Here is a 17,520-nt window from a genome sequence, read left to right as displayed (position 1 = left end):
AACTTTGTATTTTTTTTGGATAAAAAGATAAATATTCGAGGAGGCATCTTCCGTGAACCAGTTATTATATTCCATTGTATCCGAGACAACATTAAAAGGGATGGCAGAGACTTTCCACGCCTGCATCCATCTTCCCATCCAGATCATCAACGAGAACGGGGAGATGCTTGTATCTGTGGGCGATACCCCCTGCTTCTGCAGCCGTTTCCAGAAATATCTCCCTGACTCGGAGACCTGTGAGAAACTTCACATATCCGCCAGCAAAAAGGCAATCTCCCTGGGAGAGCCTTACATATTCGCCTGCCATGCAGACTTAAACCACATCGTATTCCCGCTGATCACCAAGAAAACATTCCTGGGATCGATTCTCGTGGGCCCTTTTCTGATGGACGAGGCAGACTCCATTCTGATCTCCGACGTTACCAGAAGGTACCACATTCCCCTGGATGATGCGCTGGAACTCTACGATGACGCGAACGAACTGCCTGTCATCGCCCCCGCCCAGGTGAACCATATCAGCCACCTGCTGTTCTACCTCTTCTCAAATCTGATCGCGGACAGCAAGGATGAGCTGAAACAGAACAACCAGAAACTTCTGCAGCAGTCCCGGATCAGCGAGTCCATTCAGCGCTATAAGGACGGCAGTATCCGAGCGGACTCCTATCCGTATGAAAAGGAAAAGGAGCTCATCAGCAAAGTGCGCCGGGGAGATGTCCGGGAGGCCAACGCCGTGCTCAACGACCTGCTCGGCTATGTACTCTTTTCCCAGGGGAACAGCCTGGACGTGGTGAAGGCAAGGGCGATCGAACTGTGTTCTCTCCTGTCCCGGACTGCCATCGAGGGCGGCGCCCCCACGGACAGTATTCTGAAGCTGAACAACCAGTTCCTCCAGAACCTTCAGAACATCACCACCATGGACACCCTCTGCCACAAACTGCAGGAGATCGTGGAGACATTCTCCGAGAGCATGTTCAACTACATTCCCTCGAAAAACAGCGAGATCATCAAGAAAGCCATGCTCTATATCTCGGAAAATTTCAATTCCCCGCTCACCCTGGAGGAAGTGGCGGCATATGTACACCTCCATCCCTCCTATTTCTCCACTCTTTTCAAGAGTTCCACCGGGTCTTCTTTCAAGGAGTACCTGAACATGGTGCGGATCGAGGAGAGCAAGCGGCTCCTGGCAAATACGGACTATTCGATCATCGACATCGCGATTGCCACGGGATTCGAGGACCAGAGCTATTTTTCCAAAGTGTTCAAAAAATATACCGGGCTTACGCCGAAGCAGTTCCGGTAGGGACGTGTATCACCCGGCAAATTCATTCAGTATACGCTCTGTTTCTTCCAGGCTCTTTCCCTTTTCTTCCGGGCGTCCCACAACTACCAGGACAGCCCCTGTCTTTTCCGCCGCCTCCAGCTTCTCATAAAAGCCGCCTGTCTTTCCGGATTCCTTGGTCACAAAATACCGGGCATTTACCTGATGCAGGAGCGCCAGGTTCATCTCCGCGGAAAAAGGTCCCTGCATGGCGATCAGGTGGCGTCCCTCAAAGCCGAGGGCAGCGCTTTCCTGCACCGCCGCCGGAGTAGACAGCACCCGGGCATAACATCTCTCCCGGTAATCCGGAATCTCCGTATAATATTTCAGTTCCTTGCTCCCCGTAGCGATCAGGATATTTCCCCCGGTATTTTTCAGGAACTCTGCCGCCTCCTTTACAGACGCCACAACTTTTATGCGCTCTTTTCTTACTCTATACGCGTTTTCTTCCGCCACTGTGCCGGTGCCTTCTTCTGCTTCCGCAGCCCCCTCCTGCCTCAGGCAGCGCACATATCCGGCGCCTGTTTCTGCGCACGCCTGCCGGATATTCTCCGTAGCCGCCACTGCGAAGGGGTGGGTAGCGTCGATCACCAGACGGATCTTTTTCTCTTTAATAAAGCGCCTTATCTCTCTCTCGTCCATCCTGCCGGATATTTTTTCAATGTTCTCAATCCCTTCCAGGATACTTTTTCCATACTCCGTCGCCGTGCTCACATAACAGGGGATCTTTTTCTCCGATGCGTATTGTGCCAGAAGCCGTCCCTCGGTTGTCCCCGCGAAAATGAGCAGCGACGGTCTTTCTCTGTTATCTGTCATACTGTTATCTGTCATACTGTTTTCCTTCTCTGTCTGTTTTTCAGCCTGCTTTTCAGCCAGTTCTTCCCGATTTCATTTCGGCATATACTTATGCCCCTGTTATTTTACCACCGGAATATTCTTCTGTAAATCTGCCGGATAATTTTATTTTTTTATAATAATTTTCTTAAAATTTTAACAAATCTCAGCTTTTTCTTTCTTTTTTTCTTGATTTCCAGAGTGCGATCTGTTATCCTTGTTGCAAGACAAAGGTGTCTGATGATGAGGCGAAAAAAACGCCGGCATCCATCAGGCACCTTTTCTTGTTTTTAGGAAATTTCCAAAAGACTAAATCAAACAGGAATTTGGGAGGTATTTTTATGGACACAGGAAACACAGGATTTATGATGATCTGCACGGCGCTCGTATTCATTATGACGCCCGGACTTGCTTTCTTCTATGGAGGTCTGGTTCGAAGGAAAAACGTTGTAAACACGATGATGGCCTGCGTATCGATTATGGGGCTTTCCGTTATCATGTGGACGCTTTTCGGTTATTCCCTTGCATTCGGCGGCAACCACGGCGGCATTATCGGAGATTTCCGCTGGGCAGCGTTAAACGGAGTCGGCTGGGAGCCAGGACCGTATTCTGACAGTATTCCCCACCTCGTTTATGCAGCGTTCCAGATGATGTTTGCCATGATCACACCGGCGCTGATCACCGGTGCAGTGGTCGGAAGAATGAAATTCAAAGCACTCTTTGCTTTCATCGCCCTCTGGTCTGTTATTGTTTACTATCCGATGGCACACATGGTATGGGGACAGGGCGGATTCCTTGCATCCATCGGCTCTGTTGACTTTGCAGGCGGAAACGTCGTACATATCAGCTCCGGTGTCAGCGCTCTTGTACTTGCCATCTACCTTGGCAGAAGAAAAGGATATGAGAAGACATCCTACCGCATCCACAATATTCCGTTTGTCGCACTGGGCGCAGCGCTTCTGTGGTTTGGCTGGTACGGATTCAACGCAGGAAGTGCTCTCGCAGCAGACGGTCTTGCAGCACATGCATTTATGACAACATCCATCTCTGCGGCAGCCGCACTTCTGATGTGGATGCTCCTCGATACGGTAAAAGACGGAAAACCGACCCTGGTAGGCGCATGTACCGGTCTTGTAGTAGGACTTGTGGCAATCACTCCGGGAGCAGGATTCGTCCCGATCTGGGCGTCATTTATCATCGGCGCACTGGTAAGCCCGATCTGCTACTTTATGATGAACTTCATCAAACACAAACTGAAAATCGATGATGCCCTCGACGCATTCGGATGCCATGGCATCGGCGGTATCTGGGGCGGCATTGCAACCGGATTGTTCGGACAGTCATCCATCAACTCCGTGGCACAGTGGGATGGTCTTGTATTTGGCGAGACAAGGCTGTTCGTGGCACAGATCATCAGTATCCTTGTCACCATTGCAGTCGCAGTTGCAGGTACACTGATCTGCATCGGCATCATCCGCATCTTCACGAAGCTGCGTGTTGACCAGAAAGACGAGATGATCGGCATGGACGTTACACAGCATGGCGAGAGTGCTTATCCGTCCTTCAACGGTCTGGATTCATAAGACGGATTTGGCAGTATCGTGAAAATAATTGTGAAGTTTCGTGAAGTGAGGAGGAAACATTTATTATGATGATCAAAGTAGAAGCAATCGTCAGAGAAGAAAAATTTGAAGATGTAAAGCAGGCGCTCAACGATATCGACGTCAACGGCATCACGGTCTCCCAGGTTATGGGATGCGGAGCGCAGCGCGGGTACAAGGAAATCGTCCGCGGATCCGAGGTGGAAATCTTCATGCAGCCGAAGATCAAATTTGAGATCGTCGTCTCTTCCGAGGAATGGGAGAAAAAAACGATCGAGGCGATCTGTAAGGCAGCATACACCGGGGAAGTCGGAGACGGTAAGATCTTCAGCTATGAGATCCGCAGTGCCTTAAAGATCCGTACACAGGAAACCGGATACGATGCACTGCAGTCCAATGACTGAGAGCTGCGGGGAAAGAGAAAAAGAACGGAGTGGGTGGAATATCTGCTCCGTTCTTTTTCTCTTTCCGGACATCCCGGACAAAAACGCGGAAGCCCTAATCCGTAAATTTCAGTATGACCGGGTGTGCGGCAAGCGCCGCTGTCATCTGCCCGCCCTTCCACTTCTCCCGGATCAGCCTTGCCCCTTTCCTGTGGTAAAGGGCAGCTCTCTCACATACATTGTCCACGCCGGTAATTTCCTTTACAAACGCGGATTCCGAGCTCACTGCCGGGACTTCGTTCAACTGTTCCGCAGAGTATGTAAAAAACGGGATTCCATATTTTTCAGAGAGAGCCAGCAGTGCAGGCTCCTTTTTTTTCAGGTCTATGCTTGCGATGGCTTCCACTTCCCCGGGCAGGATTCCGCTTTCCCCGAGTACCTCAAGGAACCCTTTTTCCAACAGTTCCGGGCTGACTCCCCGCCGGCATCCGATCCCTGCCGTAATCCTCCGCGGATACAGAACAAGCGTATTCTCTTCCGGAAACGGACTGATTCCGCAGGATTCTCCGGACACAATAATCCTGTACTTCTGCCTTTCTGCTTCTTCCGCCGTTTTACAGAATATCAGTTCTTCCGGCATCTTTCCCCGGATTTCCACATCTTTGCAGGCAATATAAAACCCGACCCTATCTCCTTCCAGAACGGCCGCCGATATCCGCTTCGCCGCTGTGCGGTCCCCGATCAGAAGGTTGTTTCTTTTTGCAAATACATCCACCGCAAACTTCTGCTGCACATCCGTCGCTGTCGTGTGAACCGCCGTCGCCCCGATTTGTGCGGCAATCTCATCCGCCAGGGATGCAGCACCGCCCACATGTCCGGACAGGATCGGGATCACATAGCGCCCCTTCTCATCGATCACCAGGACCGGGGAATCTGTAAACTTGTCCTTCACAAAAGGTGCGATATACCGCACCGCGATTCCGGCAGCGCCGACGAAAAGAAAGGCGCTTTTCCCCCACTGCCTCCCGATAAACTCTCTCACGGGATCAGGCAGCGGCAGGATGCCGTCCTTTTCATATTCCAGGGCATATTTTTTCACAGCATATCCCTGACACGTTCCTGCCGCACAGAGCCCGCAGAGCTTCCGGTTCAGCTCCGTTCCGGTTCTTGTAAAACTGAATATAATCATGTCTGTCATTGTGTTCTCCAACTTTCTGCATTTGCCTTTTATTTTGGATGCCGCCGGAGCAATTGTCAAGACAAACTATTCCAGCAGAAGCCAGTTGGCGCGGAACGGCCGCATCAGATTCCAGTACCACACCCCCGCCAGGCCAAACTCCCGGGCAAGCTCCACCTTCGCCGTAACGCTTCTCACATCCTCGAACCAGACCACATGTTCCACCCCCGCCTGCCGGTAGGAAAACCACGGCGCCCGGGAAACTTCCGCATACTCAATCTTCGCGCCGTTCTCCGCGGCGATACTGACCGCCTCCACATTTCCGATGGTGCGGGCCCGGGTGATTCCCCGCTCATAGGGCACCGGCCAGTCATACCCGTAATTGGGAATCCCCAGAATCACCTTTTCCCCCGGGATCCTGCTGACGGCATACTCCACCACCTGCCGCACCTTGTCAAGGGGCGCCACTGCCATGGGCGGTCCGTAGGTATATCCCCACTCATAAGTCATAAGGAATACGAAATCTGCGTTTTCTCCGAGCCGGGCGTAATCCACGCCCTCCACGAGAAGACCTTTCTGGTCGTCCGCAGTCTTCGGCGCAACAGCAACCGATACCTGATATCCGTTTTCATTCATCCGTCTCTTCAGCCTTCCGACAAATTCCGCATAGGAGACTCTGTTTTCCGGAAGAATATACTCGAAATCCACATCAACTCCCGCGTAGCCCCGGTCTTCCACGGTCACAAGCAGTTCCTCGATCACCCGGTCCTGAATCTCCCGATTCTCCACCAGCGCCCGGATCAGCTGATTGTTGAATGCCCCTCCGGAAAACGGAGTCAGCACGAGCACAGGCTTCACGCCCCGGTTCCACGCCGCCTCAATCATCCACAGATCATCCTGGGGCGGCGGCACCAGTTTTCCTTCAAAGGTAAAACCATAAGAAAAGACAAGAAGTTCCCCCAGCGCCCCCAGTGCCTGTTCCAGAATCACAGGCTCGATAAACGGATAGGCATAGCCTCCCGTCCTCATCCCGTCTCCAAGGTTTCCTGTCTCATTTTCCCCGAGGAGCAGAAGCGCCTGCCCCTGTGCGAGCCGGTCTCTGTCCTCAAGCTGATTGTCATATATAATTTTCCAGAGAGGAATTCCCGTGTTCTCGGAAATCCCCTCAAGAGTATCGCCTTTCTGCACAACATAGATCAAAATGATCACCCCCGTGCACAATCCTATGCGGGGGCTCTCCGATTTATTCCACTTATATATTCCGGATCACTCTGGCAGGCACTCCCGCGGCAACCGTTTTCTCCGGAACATCTTTTGTCACAACCGCACCTGCCGCGATCACCGCGTCATCCCCCACTGTCACTCCGGGAAGAATGGTCGCGTGGGAACCGATCCAGACATTTTTCCCGATATGCACCGGAGAAGGAATATTGTCATGGCGGCGTGCAGGGTCCAGGTCATGATTGATGGTGGCGATCACCACACCGGAGCCGATCAGCGTCCCGTCCCCGATGTAGATGCCTCCCTGATCCTGGAAATGACATCCGAAATTAATAAAAACATTCTTCCCCAGAAAGATATTTCTGCCGCACTCAGAGTAAAACGGCGGAAACATGGAAAACGAGGGATCAATCTTCCTCCCCGTCAGCCGCTCCATCAGACTCCGGATCTCCTCCGGTGAATGGTAACCATTGTTGAGCTCCGCCGTGATTTCAAGGGCCTCCTGTGAGAGTCGGTGCATGATCTCATGGAGCCCTGAACCGGCGCTTACCCGTTTTCCTTCTCTTAAATATACAAGATATTCTTCTGTATTCATCTTCTTCACCTTTTTCATATTTTATGTCAGCCTATATTATATCGGACTGTATCAGAAAGGGCAAATACGCATAAGCTATTGTTTTCCATAGATGTTTTCTATTATAATACAGCCGACGTATGATTCGGGACACAGTTACACATACTAACAAAAAAACGGGAAAGGAGTTCCTGAATATGGACGAACAGACGCGATTACTTCTTGAAGAATGCTCTTCCGGATGCAAAATGGCAGTAAACAGTCTGGAACAGACATCTGAATTTATCAAAGACTCAGAGCTTTTAAAACTTATTGAGAATTACACCGAGAAACACCGGCAGCTTGAAGCCGAGGCGGTAACTCTCCTGAACGACTCGGGAAATGAGGATAAAGAACCCGGCGCCATGGCAAGCACTTTCGCCTGGTTTACCACAGAGATGAAGCTCACTTTCGACAGCAGCAACAGCCAGATCGCAAAGCTTCTCATTGACGGATGCAATATGGGGATCAAGACACTCGGAGAAAAGGCAAATGAACTCAAGGAAGCAGATAAAAAAGCGCTCGATCTGACCCGGAAGATCATCCAGGCTGAGGACGAGCTCATGAAAAAGCTGCGGGAATACCTTTAAAACTGCAGGATCTCTACTGGAAATACAAGGCGTAGGGGCGGCTGTACTCCCGGAGACTGCCCCGGGAGTACAGCTCTGGCTGCTGAATTACTATTCTATATCCTGCGCTCCAAGCAGCATGACCTTGCAGCGTTTCTTATAACAGGCAATCCCGTATTTCAGGATCCTGTCAATCCCTTCATTTTTCAGTTCTTCTTCATAATGGGTGTGCTCAATCTGCCTGAGTGCGTTTTTACAGCCTTTTTTCTACTTCCTGTGCATCACCCTTTTCCAGAGCATCGCAGAAATGATTTAAGGCTTCTCCGTCTGCTTTCACCTGCTCCCGGAAAAATTCCATAATCTGAGTGGTGAAAATATTTCTGATCTCCACATTCGGAATAACCAGGCTGATTTCATTTCCCTCCTGTCTGCCCCTCTGTGTCAGATAGCCTGTGGTGAACAATACACTCCAGAGGTTATCAATATTCCGGTACATATCTTTATAAGTCAGCTCCTGCCGGATCTCCTTTCTTATCTCTTCCCCGGCCACGAGACGTTCAATCTCCCGCTTTGTTGTCCCGTTATCAGACTGTTCAATAAAGACTCTCACAGCATCATTGCTGCTGGTATTGATCCAGTAATTCTGCGGCAGTGCATTTGGATCACTGCGCAGGGTATCACAGTAATTCAGCACATCCCAGGGACAGTACACGTCTATATTTCCAAACCGGTATCCATCGTACCATTCTTTCACCACGTCATAGTGATCGGATAACCCGTAATAGCGCAGAAGACTCCGCACCTCTCCGTCAGTAAAACCGAAATATTCGTCAAACTCCACGTCTGAAACAGAACGGATTTTCGGATTGTTCAATCCGGTAAAAATACTTTCCTTTGAAATTCTCATGCATCCGGTAAGGACTGCAAACTTAAGGCTCCTGTTTGTTTTCAGTGCCTGTTCAAACAGGTTGCGAATCAGAAAGACCATCCGGTCATAGTAACCGTTTTCAAACGCCTTTGCAAGAGGAACGTCATATTCGTCAATGAGAAGAATGACGGATTTTTCATGATGTTTCTCCAGTAACCGGGTCAGGTCCCGGAGACTTCCATTACAATACGCATCATTTCAGTCTTGCAGATTTACACTGTAGCTTTTTCTATTATAAGCGAAAATACTTATAAAGTAAATTTATTTATCTGCCGGCTGTGAAGCATTTTTCTTCGCCGCATTGATCGCGCCGATCATCTGATACACCGCTTCCTCCGGGAATGCTCCGCCGCTCATGCCTGCGATCTTGATCATCGGCATGGTCATCGCCATTGCCGCTCCTTCTGCGGCTGCCGTTGCCCCTGCCGGAGACTGTGCCGGCTGTCCGTCCTCCGCTTTGCCCTCTCCGGCTTCCGCGCCCTGCGCTCCGCCGAATGCGCCTCCCATAGCCGCCCCCATGATCTGCACAGCTACCGGATCTGCCAGGATCTCTTCCAGAGAAGAATAGACGGTAAGCTCGTCATTTTTCTGTACGGTGGAGACGACCTGAATCTCTCCGCTCAGCCGGATATCCGTACTGGACGCACCCACAGAGATCTCATACGAGCCTGTCGGGGCATACCAGTCATGTATCTCTTCATCGTAATATGCAAAGCTTCTCTTATCCAGTGTGAATTCCACCGTCCTGGTTTCGCCCGGCTCCAGCGATATTTTCCGGAAACCTTTAAGTTCCTTCACCGGACGCGGAACCGGAGCATCTTTTTCTCCCACATAGAGCTGAATAATCTCTTTACCCGGCACTTTTCCGATGTTGGTCACATCTGCTCTCACCTTTACCGTCTCCGTATCCTTTACCGGGTCTTTCCCGATCTGAAGGTTTCCATAAGAGAATTCCGTATAGGAGAGACCGAAACCGAATGGGAATGCTACGGGCATCTGTTTCTTCTCATAGTAGCGATATCCTACGAACACACCTTCCTCATAGACCGCCTTTTTCTTCTGCGGATAGGTCAGGGAACAGGGTGTGTCGCTCATTTTAAGGGGCCATGTCTCGCTCAGTTTTCCACAGGGATTCACCGTTCCACAGAGTACATCCGTCAGCGCCTGTGCAACTGCCTGCCCTCCGGTATACGGAACAAGGAGGGCATCCACATATTCTGTCCATCCTGTCGTCACCGGCGCGCCGCAGAACAGAACTGCGATAACCGGCCTGCCTGTCCTGGAAAGTTCTTTCAGGAGATGGATCTGATTCGCCGGTATATCCATTTTCGTGCGGTCGTATCCCTCGCTCTCCCAGCCGTCCGGAAGACCGATGCAGACTACCGCCCTGTCAGCCTCCTTCACCGCAGCTACAGCATCCGCCTCCATTGCCGGATCCACATCTTCCGCAGTCAGGGAGAATCCTTCCCGGCGGTTCTCCACACATTTTTTCACCAATGTAAGGACTCTTTCCACCGCCTTGTCCAGATCTTCTTCTGCGAGCCTGCCCTCTTCCACCGCGCGGACGATCTCGTCGATTTTCGCCTCGCTTAAGTATGGCATACGCAGATCAAACCCTTCCGGGATTCCGCTGACATGGTCGTTTACCGCGCCCCAGTCAGACATCACAACGCCCTCATACCCCCACTCATCCCGGAGGATCTCGTGGAGCAGATGATGGTTCTCGCAGCAGAAAGATCCGTTCACCTTGTTGTAAGCGCCCATGATGGTCCACGGCTTCGCCTCTTTCACCGCCGTCTCGAAAGCTGCCAGATAGATCTCCCTCAGCGTTCTCTCATCGACTACGGCATCCACGCTCATGCGGTAATTCTCCTGATTATTCACGGCGAAATGCTTCAGGCTGGTACCCACACCCATACTCTGCACACCATTGATATGGCTTTTTGCCATATGCCCCGCCAGATAGGGATCCTCGGAGAAATACTCGAAGTTCCTGCCGCACAGAGGGCTTCTCTTGATGTTATTTCCGGGTCCGAGCAGAACGCCTACTTCCTCCGCCTGGCACTCCTCGCCCAATGCTTTTCCGATCCTGCCGATCAGTTCTTCATCCCAGCTGTTGCAGACGCAGGCTGCGGACGGAAAGCAGGTGGCAGGCACGCTGTCATTGATTCCAAGCATATCGCTCTCCCCGCTCTGCTTTCTCAGACCGTGGGGACCGTCCGTCACCATAACGGACGGTACGCCCTTGTCCGGGATTCCCTTTGTATGCCAGAAATCCTCTCCTGAAAGCAGGGATGCTTTTTCACGCAGTGTCAGTGTTTTTTAAATTTCTTCCACATTTTTCATAGACTCTGTCCTCTCTTTCTTCCGAATAATTTAATCCTAAACGGAAAGGACAGATTTGTATTATGCATTTGTACGTTTTTTTATATATTTGTTTTTTTATGTGGGACTCTTACCTTCCGCCGCCTCTTCAAAAAGCCGCTCCCGCTTCTCCCGGCTGATCTGCGGCACCATCCGCCGCTATTCTGACAGAAGAATAACCTCTGTGTCTTCCAGTCCGTCACAGGAAAAACGGATCCGGATCTCCCCTTTCTCTTCCGTGCTGCGCACCACTGCCATAAGCCGCCCCAGATATGTCGTGTGGGACGCCTGGTTATATTTTTCCGCATTTTTATGGCAAGCGCTGCCGAATCCCTGGATCACCCCGCAGCCCTCCGCCTGCACGGAAACCTTCCTCTCCGGCAGAAGTTTCCGGTTGCCTTCAGAGTCTGTAACTTCAACCTCGATAAAGCAGAAATCTTCCCCTCCTTCTTTCAGCACCGTCTTATCCGGCACCGCCCGCAGCACCGTTTCTTTCCCGGCCGTCTTTACTTCCGTCCGGTACAGTTCTTTTCCGTCCCCGTCATACCCGATACCGGTCAGGATTCCCGGCTCATAGACACAGGGGATTTTGGCAAAATAATCGGTCACTTTCTCTCTTCCCAGTGTCTTCCCGTTGATCTGCAGCTCCACACTGTCGGCGTCCGTATAGAAGTCCACCCAGGTTTTCTCCCCTTCACAGCCTTCATAAGTCCAGCCGTCCACTGTGTCCGTCCATTTGTAGCTGCCGAATTCCGGACGGATTCCCTTATGCACCGGCGGCTGTGACGCCAGATACAGACCGTGCTTCTCCGGATTCCAGGCAAACTCATACCGGTGGATGGCAGGAAGGATATGCCCGGAAAGATCGATCACGCCGCCGTAGTTGGAGATCCACGGGTACGCCTTCGTATCCTCATCCCCATAACGGATATTACAGCAGTTGACCTCGCCGAGATGGTCCTGGAGCGTCCAGATGAAATCGCCGATCAGAAACGGATGGTTCCGGGCATAGCGCATGGTATCCACGATCCTGTCTCCTCTCGTCTCCGTCCCCAGGAGAACCCGCTCCGGATGAAGCTCGTGCAGCTTTTCATAGCGGTCCTCGTAGTAGTTATAGCCCGCCACATCGAGGAATGGATAGAGATTCTTCGTGGCGTCCTCGTCCGCCTTCACAAAAGTCGGCGGATAGGGATCCCCTTTCTCACTGTCGGGAAGGTTCTCCGCTGCGCCCATAAAAATCCGGATGTAATGTTTCCCGTCCGCTTCCTTATTCTCCGGGCTCTTTGCCATCCACTCATCTTCATCTTCCGTCAGGTACGGAGTGCCGTCCAGATATTCCCTGAGCCAGTGTACACTCGGACAAAGCGTCGTCAGCCGGCTGGTATCGATCCGGCGTATCTCCTCAACAATCGCCTTCCCGACGCGGACGCCCTTGACTCCTCCCGCCTCCGGGATCTCATTTCCGATGGAATACAGAATCACGCAGGGATGGTTATATGCATCCTGCACCATCAGACGGGTGTCCTCCCGGAACGTCTCCAGGAAAGTCTCCCTGTGGGGATTGAGCACCTTCGGACGGTACCAGTAGTCGAAGGCCTCGTCCATCACATAAAGCCCCACCTCGTCGCATGCCTTCATCAGGCTTCTCGACATGGGATGATGGGCGGAACGGATAGTATTAAATCCTGACTCTTTGATCCGCTTCGCGCGGTGCAGCTCTGTGGCGTCGTTGTTAATTACGCCGATCACGCCGTTGTCGTTGTGGATGCAGCCTCCCCGCAGGAAAGTCGGGACGCCGTTGATCAGTAGCCCTCTCTCCGGGTCTTTGTCAATGGTGCGGATTCCGAATGTCTCCTCCGCAGTGTCCACTGCCTGCCCGTCCTTTTTCAGCGTCACTGACGCACAGTAGAGTTCCGGCGTCTCGGCGCTCCATAGCGCCGCATTCTCCAGGGTGAACTCCAGGGAAGCATGTCCGCCGGATACCGCAGCAGATGCGGCAGCAGCCGTTCCCGTACCTGCCGCCGCTGCATGTGCCGCCACATTTTCTGCGTCCGCCGCCACTGCTCCGTCTTCCTTCCCTTTTTTAGAGATCTCCACATATACCTCGCCTTCTCCTTCAACCTCCACATCCACGCGGATCTTCGCCGGATGAATGGAAAGCGTGGTAACTTTCACACCGTAAAGACGAATGTGATCTTTCTCTCCCACATACAGGTTCACCGGACGGTAGATGCCCCCTCCGGTATACCAACGGGCGTATCCCTCCTTCGGCACATCGGCGATGACCTCCACTGTGTTCTCTTCTCCGAAGCGGAGCCGCTCTGTAAGAGGAATCTGGAGCGGGGTATACCCATACGCCTTCTCAAAGATCTTCTCTCCGTTTAACAGCACCGTACTCATACAGTAAACCGTCTCAAACTCCAGAATCACAGTTTTATCCCGGTACTCCTCCGGCACGAAAAATGTTTTCGTATACCGGTATCTGCTTCCCTGAAACCCGGCAGTCAGGAAATAATTCCGCATCTGCGGATTCCGCTCTGTGTTGATCATGGCGTCATGGGGCAGAGTGACCTGTTCCTTCCGTCCGGAAGCCTCATCCTCAAAGAGCCATCCGGTATTAAAACTGTTTTTCTTCATTTTCCTCATTCTCCTTCTCACTGAATTCTGTAAGATCAGTATAATAGAAAATCCGGAAATCTTATAGAATATATCTCAGGAAAAACAGCACAATCCTCATCATTTTCTCCGGTTATGCGAATAATTGTCCGGTTATTCTGCTTTTTTCCTCTCAAACGCCTTTCTGTGTTCCCTCGGAGTCTCGCCTTTCACCTTTTTAAACAGCCGGGTAAAATAATTCTCATCGTATATCCCCACTCTTGCCGCCACCTCATGGACAGGAAGCTTTGTCGTCTCAAGCAGGTGCAGCGCCCGGTCAACTCTTCTTTCATTCAGCCATCCGATCACCGTTTTTCCCGTCTCTTTTTTAAACTGTGCGGACAGGTAGCCGCTGCTGACCGATAGAACCTCTGCCAGTGTTCCCACAGAAAGGGGCTCCCGGAAATGAAAATCCATGTAATTCACTGCCCGCTCAACCAGTTCGGAATATCCTTTCAGAGAGTATCTCCGCACAAGGCGGCAGTACTCTTCCGCCATCTCCATGGCCGTCGCCTCCAGGCACCCTGATGTCAGGCTGTTCTCGATCTGCTTTGCAAACCGGTTGGAAACCGCATCAATATGAAAAGGATGGACATGCGCCTTCTGCACAGCCTTCCGGTATAGCACGTTCAGCGTAAGAACCATATTTTTCTCGTTCCGGATATCATCTGCGCTCCGTCTGGGAATATGGTATTTTTTCAGTTCTCTCTGCAGAGAGATGACACGATCCAGATCCCCCTGCTCTACTGCGTCCAGCAGCTCATCTTCATAATGGTACCGCTCTTCTGTCATCCGCGCGCTCAGACCGTCGTCCTCATCCCCGATCTTCAGTTCCAGCGTCTCTTCCGTCTCCCGGAACTGAACTTCCAGAGGCCGGATCTCCATATCTTCCCCCTGGAAATAAGAAAAAAAAGGCCGGAGGACAGCCTCCATATTCTCCATTGCCGCAAGTCTTGCATAGTAGTCCTGCAGGACCGGGACGTGATACAGCTCCAGATGATTCTCCCGGATCACTTCGTCCGGATCTGCCTTCCACCGGCCGTCAAGATAAGGACCTGCCAGAATCAGTACTCTCTGTCCTTCCCACTTGACGCCTCCGAATATCACGTAGGACACTCCGAAAGAATCCCGAAAGGGATACAGCCCTTTCTCCCGGCATCTTACATCCATTTGCAGAAGGAGGTCCCTGTAACTGTAGTCCCGGTAAAGCTGCTCTCTTAATCCCTTGTCAAAGGCAAAATCATCCGTATACGGCTCATGGTACACCGTGACGTCGATTCCCAGCGAGCGCATCAGTGCCTTTAAAAATTCGTGTTCCCGTATCCGCATCTTCCGACTCCCTTTATGCTCTCGAACAGGTCTGAAAAACCTTCGACATTCTGTACAGATATATAAGCCTGAACACACTGATGACGAGCGCGGCAATCAGCGACACTGCCACTGCCGCGATAAGAATGAGCAGTCCGACAGCCGGGATCACCGCGCCAAGAAAAATCCCGCCGATCATCACCAGAAAGAACCTGACATACCATTTCCACAATCTTTGCCACTTATCGGAAAGATCCCAGTCTGCTTCCTGTAAAACTTCCGAATGACCCGCACATTCATAATATGTTCCCAACAGAGTTGCCGCCAAAACTCCTAAATTGATCATTCCGGCCAGCACTGCCATGGCGTTTTCCCCTGCGGAGAGAGGAATCTGTACTGCGCTGCCTGCCGCGTTGATAAACCAGCAGACTGCCGCAATACGGTAGCGAGGGCTTTCCGAGACCAGACGAAGCAGCAATATTCCATAGATGACAGAGACGACCGCCTCAAGGATCGCTCCGGAAACGTAAAACGGAGCCATTTCCGTTTTTCCTATCAGCGATATAAATAATTCCACTATATTCCACACGATCAGAACCCAGAACAATCTCCGGGTACATCCTGCAAGCAGCGCTGCATTTACACTTAAATTTTTCTGTGATTCAGCCATAATCTTTCCTCCTCCCAAAATCAATTTTCCGTACAATAATTATTTCGAGTTATCAAAATATCTCTCTTTCATTATACTTCTTTTGATTTTGTTTGAAAACAGATATATGCACGGTCGTGATAAATACACCGGCGTTTCTATTCCTCCACTCCGGCCATCTTCTTCATCCTGTCATATGTAAAGTGATTAAACACGGCAATCGCCCTGCCCACGCCGATTACAGCCAGAACAGTCCCGATGCCGACTCCGCGGAGCTCCCCGGCAAAGATCAGGCTGACCGCCACAGCAAAGGTAATATTGACAAGATCAAAGCAGTTCTTGGCAAATCCGGTACTCTTATGGATACAGTCAGCGATTGCCTGGACGATTCCGTCCCCGGGGTTCGGAATGATTCTCATATTCAGCGACATGGCAGCGCCGATCCCGGTGAGGATAATGGCGGTAAGGAGCAGAACCACTCTCAGCGTCATGGGGCTGTCGGGAAATAGATAGTTCCATAGAAGATAACGCGGTATAAAACTGTTTTTTTCATACTGTCCCTCCAAAAAAATATCGATCCCGGAACGGGGAGATCCTGTTCCGGAACCGATACTATTTTAGGACAATCTGTAACAAAAGTAAAGTCCGTGAAAGTTTTTACTCTGTCATTGCAAATGCCAGTGTTGCATTGATATCTCCGATCGGTGTTCCTGTATAGGAAACAACAATAGACGGAAGATTGTCGATTACCTCAGATGTCAGGTTGCCTGCTGTGTCAAGGTGAACAGTCGCTGTTCCCTCTGCGCTGACCTCATATGTTCCCTGATCCAGCGGCATGTCTACGCCGTAAGCGCTGATGATTACCTCACATGTTGAATCGCCATAGCAGTTCAGTTTGATATCCACATCTGCACCGGTGTTATTCTCTGCAGCCGGGATCACTGCTGCGAAGCAGTAGGAAACAGCTTTCTGTGTATCTACATTCAGCGTAACAGCCGTTCCGCCGTCCGGTGTGTATGTAGCTGTTGTTCCGTCATCGGAAAGTACCAGAGTTGCTGCTGTATCTCCCTCGTCATCCGGAGTCAGCGTGAATGTCTTGCCATCATCTGACATCGTCCAGGTTCCTTCAACAAGGACATCCATCAGATCCTCATACGTTCCATTGTGGTTCAGTTTCACAGTACATGTCTCATCATCCGGAGATACGGCTGAGAGATAAGCTACTCCAACCTCTCCCTTATATCCGGAATCCGCCTGTCCGTACTTGCCGTCCATTCCTTCCGGGTCTTTCTGGTACGCCACGTTTTCCGCGCCGGTTCCTGCCACGCCGGTTGTATCGTTGTAGATATACTCTCCGTCATATGCGCAGCTTCCGAGATCCGCACCGTCAAATCCTTTGAAAGTGATCGTATAGTCCGCGCTGCCATCTGTCAGCTTGCCACCTTCCTGATCCTCTCTTGTCATGTAAACACTGTAATCACAGGGTGTTTCCGTGATCTCATATGTACCTGCCACCGTAATCTGGTTGGACGCAAATCCGGCATAGAATACCTGTCCGATAGATGACTCCTCATAGAGATGGATGTAGTTTACCCATGTTCCCATCCCCTCTACTTCATAGCTGTACTGATAGTATCCTGCCGGATCGGACGGATCTGCCTCAGCCTCAGCTTTCTTGTCATCCTCCGCACCTGCTTTGTCATCTCCTCCGGTCTGCCCCTGTGAGCATCCTGCAAGCATGGATACTGCCAGTGCTCCGCAGAAGAACAGCGCTGCTACTTTCCTTTTTTTCATGTTACAACCTCCTCCTATCTTTCATTTGGTCTCTCCAATGAAGATAGGTTAATTGTCCCACGAAATGCGATTTTTTGATTTCAGAAATCCGATATATTTCTGCCGG

14 protein-coding genes and 1 pseudogene are annotated in these 17,520 nt (G+C 51.2%); 4 read left to right on the top strand and 11 right to left on the bottom strand.

The features are described from left to right. Positions 1-52: 52 nt before the first annotated feature. Positions 53-1,300, top strand: a complete 1,248-nt coding sequence (locus B5F07_RS15940) for an AraC family transcriptional regulator (RefSeq protein ID WP_087162245.1) — start codon at positions 53-55, stop codon at positions 1,298-1,300. 9 nt (positions 1,301-1,309) lie between these two features. On the opposite strand, the gene cobK is transcribed toward B5F07_RS15940, so the two are convergent. Further along, the gene (cobK, locus tag B5F07_RS15935; protein ID WP_242972560.1) at positions 1,310-2,149 is read right to left on the bottom strand and encodes a precorrin-6A reductase; all 840 of its coding nucleotides are present in this window, start codon (positions 2,147-2,149) and stop codon (positions 1,310-1,312) included. A 344-nt stretch (positions 2,150-2,493) separates the two neighbouring features. Between cobK and B5F07_RS15930 the strand changes: the two genes are divergently transcribed. Further along, complete coding sequence (locus B5F07_RS15930) at positions 2,494-3,735, top strand: ammonium transporter (protein ID WP_087162244.1); 1,242 nt, start codon at positions 2,494-2,496, stop codon at positions 3,733-3,735. Between the two features lie 65 nt (positions 3,736-3,800). Further along, positions 3,801-4,157, top strand: coding sequence for a P-II family nitrogen regulator (locus B5F07_RS15925; protein WP_087162243.1), 357 nt, complete (start codon positions 3,801-3,803; stop codon positions 4,155-4,157). 94 nt (positions 4,158-4,251) lie between these two features. On the opposite strand, the gene B5F07_RS15920 is transcribed toward B5F07_RS15925, so the two are convergent. From B5F07_RS15920 to B5F07_RS15910, 3 genes are all read right to left on the bottom strand, one after another. Then, positions 4,252-5,334, bottom strand: coding sequence for a cobalt-precorrin 5A hydrolase (locus B5F07_RS15920; RefSeq protein WP_087162242.1), 1,083 nt, complete (start codon positions 5,332-5,334; stop codon positions 4,252-4,254). A gap of 66 nt (positions 5,335-5,400) precedes the next feature. After that, complete coding sequence (locus tag B5F07_RS15915) at positions 5,401-6,516, bottom strand: glycosyl hydrolase family 18 protein (protein WP_191403997.1); 1,116 nt, start codon at positions 6,514-6,516, stop codon at positions 5,401-5,403. A 49-nt stretch (positions 6,517-6,565) separates the two neighbouring features. Next, entirely contained in the window at positions 6,566-7,129 is a 564-nt protein-coding gene (locus B5F07_RS15910) for a sugar O-acetyltransferase (protein WP_087162259.1), read from the bottom strand. A gap of 176 nt (positions 7,130-7,305) precedes the next feature. Here B5F07_RS15910 and B5F07_RS15905 point away from each other — a divergent pair, with 176 nt between their 5' ends. Further along, positions 7,306-7,737 carry a hypothetical protein gene (locus tag B5F07_RS15905; protein WP_087162241.1) on the top strand — a complete coding sequence of 144 codons (432 nt, stop codon included), beginning with the start codon at positions 7,306-7,308 and terminating at the stop codon, positions 7,735-7,737. 90 nt (positions 7,738-7,827) lie between these two features. On the opposite strand, the pseudogene B5F07_RS15900 reads toward B5F07_RS15905, so the two are convergent. The 7 genes and pseudogenes from B5F07_RS15900 to B5F07_RS15870 all read right to left on the bottom strand — a co-directional run. Then, positions 7,828-8,833: pseudogene (locus B5F07_RS15900) on the bottom strand (AAA family ATPase); the annotation flags it as partial. A gap of 72 nt (positions 8,834-8,905) precedes the next feature. After that, a complete protein-coding gene (locus tag B5F07_RS15895) occupies positions 8,906-10,873 on the bottom strand; it encodes a glycoside hydrolase family 3 N-terminal domain-containing protein (protein WP_242972559.1) in 1,968 nt (655 codons plus the stop codon). Between the two features lie 294 nt (positions 10,874-11,167). Continuing rightward, positions 11,168-13,645 (bottom strand): glycoside hydrolase family 2 protein, encoded by a 2,478-nt coding sequence (locus B5F07_RS15890; RefSeq protein WP_162613153.1) that lies wholly within the window; start codon positions 13,643-13,645, stop codon positions 11,168-11,170. A gap of 132 nt (positions 13,646-13,777) precedes the next feature. Beyond that, complete coding sequence (locus B5F07_RS15885; protein ID WP_087162239.1) at positions 13,778-14,992, bottom strand: helix-turn-helix domain-containing protein; 1,215 nt, start codon at positions 14,990-14,992, stop codon at positions 13,778-13,780. A 13-nt stretch (positions 14,993-15,005) separates the two neighbouring features. Next, entirely contained in the window at positions 15,006-15,641 is a 636-nt protein-coding gene (locus tag B5F07_RS15880; protein WP_087162238.1) for a hypothetical protein, read from the bottom strand. A gap of 137 nt (positions 15,642-15,778) precedes the next feature. Beyond that, positions 15,779-16,186 carry a DUF6198 family protein gene (locus B5F07_RS15875; RefSeq protein WP_242972558.1) on the bottom strand — a complete coding sequence of 136 codons (408 nt, stop codon included), beginning with the start codon at positions 16,184-16,186 and terminating at the stop codon, positions 15,779-15,781. A gap of 91 nt (positions 16,187-16,277) precedes the next feature. After that, positions 16,278-17,414 carry a hypothetical protein gene (locus tag B5F07_RS15870; protein WP_087162237.1) on the bottom strand — a complete coding sequence of 379 codons (1,137 nt, stop codon included), beginning with the start codon at positions 17,412-17,414 and terminating at the stop codon, positions 16,278-16,280. Positions 17,415-17,520 lie beyond the last annotated feature (106 nt).

Origin of the sequence: Lachnoclostridium sp. An169 (assembly GCF_002160525.1) — a bacterium.
GTDB lineage: Bacteria > Bacillota > Clostridia > Lachnospirales > Lachnospiraceae > Mediterraneibacter > Mediterraneibacter cottocaccae.
This window is presented reverse-complemented; position numbering and strand designations above follow the sequence as displayed.

What these genes read in the sequence shown, in the direction of transcription:
- B5F07_RS15895 (WP_242972559.1), bottom strand. Translation starts at nt 10,873, where the DNA reads ATGGTGACGGACGGTCCCCACGGTCTGAGAAAGCAGAGCGGGGAGAGC.
- B5F07_RS15885 (WP_087162239.1), bottom strand. Translation starts at nt 14,992, where the DNA reads ATGCGGATACGGGAACACGAATTTTTAAAGGCACTGATGCGCTCGCTG.
- B5F07_RS15870 (WP_087162237.1), bottom strand. Translation starts at nt 17,414, where the DNA reads ATGAAAAAAAGGAAAGTAGCAGCGCTGTTCTTCTGCGGAGCACTGGCA.
- B5F07_RS15910 (WP_087162259.1), bottom strand. Translation starts at nt 7,129, where the DNA reads ATGAATACAGAAGAATATCTTGTATATTTAAGAGAAGGAAAACGGGTA.
- B5F07_RS15905 (WP_087162241.1), top strand. Translation starts at nt 7,306, where the DNA reads ATGGACGAACAGACGCGATTACTTCTTGAAGAATGCTCTTCCGGATGC.
- B5F07_RS15930 (WP_087162244.1), top strand. Translation starts at nt 2,494, where the DNA reads ATGGACACAGGAAACACAGGATTTATGATGATCTGCACGGCGCTCGTA.
- B5F07_RS15925 (WP_087162243.1), top strand. Translation starts at nt 3,801, where the DNA reads ATGATGATCAAAGTAGAAGCAATCGTCAGAGAAGAAAAATTTGAAGAT.
- B5F07_RS15890 (WP_162613153.1), bottom strand. Translation starts at nt 13,645, where the DNA reads ATGAAGAAAAACAGTTTTAATACCGGATGGCTCTTTGAGGATGAGGCT.
- cobK (WP_242972560.1), bottom strand. Translation starts at nt 2,149, where the DNA reads ATGACAGATAACAGTATGACAGATAACAGAGAAAGACCGTCGCTGCTC.
- B5F07_RS15920 (WP_087162242.1), bottom strand. Translation starts at nt 5,334, where the DNA reads ATGACAGACATGATTATATTCAGTTTTACAAGAACCGGAACGGAGCTG.
- B5F07_RS15880 (WP_087162238.1), bottom strand. Translation starts at nt 15,641, where the DNA reads ATGGCTGAATCACAGAAAAATTTAAGTGTAAATGCAGCGCTGCTTGCA.